Here is a 2038-nt window from a genome sequence, read left to right as displayed (position 1 = left end):
CCTTCGGTTAACCCGACGACGATCCTGCAGCAGTATGACATTCAGTATGGCGCGGGCACGAACAATGCGACACAATATCCCGATCCCGCCGCGCAGCAGCAGCAGCAGCAGACGGGTCTTGCCCCCACTCCGCAGGTGCAACGTCCCCAGAGCGGGAATGCGTATCCCTCGCTCGACGATCAGAGTTTGCAACAACAACAGCAGCAACGGGACAGCAACCCTCTTCGCCCGGATCAGGAGAGTGCCGCCCGCCGGGAACGCCTGCTTACACAGCCGTCGGTGCCTCCACTGCCGCTGCAACTCGCCGCCGCAAACACATTTCGTACATTGCCTTCGATCTTCGGACGCCGCTTTTTCCGTGATCCGAACGATTACCCACCCAATACCGCAATGCAGGTACCCGACGATTACCAGCTTGCTCCTGGAGATGAAGTGCTGGTGCGGATGTGGGGATCCGTCTCTATGAATCAGAGAGTCTCCGTCGATCGTGCCGGAGCGATTTATCTTCCCCAAGTTGGAAAAATTACGGTTGCCGGCATTCCATTCAGCAATCTGGAAAACACATTTCGTGGCGCTATTGACCGCATTTATCGCAACTACAACCTCTCCGTCGAGTTGGGTCGTCTGCGTTCGATCCAGGTCTTCGTCACGGGAGCGGCACGGCAACCAGGCAGCTATACCGTAAGTTCCTTCAGCACCCTCATCAGTGCACTCTTCTCCTCCGGGGGCCCTGCCAATACGGGTTCATTCCGCCGGATCCAGCTTCGTCGCGGCGGCGAAACAGTGACGGAACTCGATCTGTATCGTTTTCTGCGGTTCGGCGATAAAACCAAAGATGTCCGTTTGATGCCCGGGGACGTCATTTTCATTCCTCCTGTCGGCGAGCAGATCGCAATTGGCGGAAGCGTCAAAGATACCGCGGTCTACGAATTGCTGGGAGGCGAGTCCGTAGAGGCTGCGCTGAGTCTGGCAGGCGGCAGATTGAATACCGCCGCCGAATCCCCTCTCACAATTGAACGCATCGTTCCGGGCGACAACAGAACCATCCTTCGTATCCCGTCGACGGCCCTGACAGAGACCCCTATACGCAATGGCGATATCGTCTTCGTCCCCGAACTTCCTCCGTCCTTTTCAAATGCAATTACCCTTCGCGGAAATGTTGTGCAACCGCTCCGATTTGCGTGGCATGCAGGCCTGAAACTCAGCGACATTCTCCCCGAGAAGAACGCTCTGCTTACCAAAGGCTACTGGTACACGCACAATCGCCTGGCGGTCGAACCCGACTTTCAGCCTCTGGCAACAACACGCCGCAACGCTCTTGGAGATACGGGCATAACCTCGCGCGACGCTGCCTCGCAGCAGTATCCCAATGGGACGGCCACGACAGGCACGACCTCTGATCAGACCGTTGGGCAGCAGTACCCCAATCAGTACTCCCCCAACGGCGCTTCCGAAGCAAATTCCAATCTCTATCTGAACCAAAACGGCGCCACTGGAACTGCTGGAAGCAGAGATCAATATCCCAATCAATATCCCAATCAATATCCCAATCCCAGCCAAGGCTCCATCTCAGGACGCGACCAGGTCAGTAAGGGAGCCGCCAAAGCGGTAAAGATCACTATTCCGGCCCCGGATATCGATTGGAGTTACGCTGTCATCGAGCGTAAAGACCCAGTTACCCTTAAAAGCACCCTCGTCCCTTTCAATCTAGGAAAGCTTGTCCTGGATCATGACATGAGCGAGGACAAGGAACTTCAACCCGAAGATGTCGTCACGATTTTCTCCCAGGCAGACGTTACTGTTCCGAGAGAACAGCAGACGAAGTTCGTCCGCGTAGAAGGCGAGGTCACCATGGCCGGCGTCTACGGAGTGGGAAATAACGAAAGCTGGACTGACGTCATAAAGAAAGCGGGCGGCCTCACCGCCAATGCGTATCCGTTCGGAGCGGAGTTTACACGTGAGTCGGCCCGCGTTGCCCAGCAACAGCGGCTGGATGATTACATCGAACGCCTTACCGCCGAAATCCAACACTCCGACA

General features: G+C 56.3%; 1 protein-coding gene. It reads left to right on the top strand.

Features of this window, described 5'->3' with window-relative positions; genetic code table 11:
• On the top strand, positions 1-2038 hold a 2038-nt coding region (locus AB4043_RS23675; RefSeq protein WP_442308275.1), incomplete at both ends, for an SLBB domain-containing protein.

The sequence above is a fragment of the Terriglobus sp. YAF25 genome, from assembly GCF_052113305.1.
In the GTDB taxonomy this organism is placed as follows: Bacteria; Acidobacteriota; Terriglobia; order Terriglobales; family Acidobacteriaceae; genus Terriglobus.
Note: the sequence above shows the minus strand (reverse complement) of the source record. Positions and strands in the feature narration are given on the sequence as shown.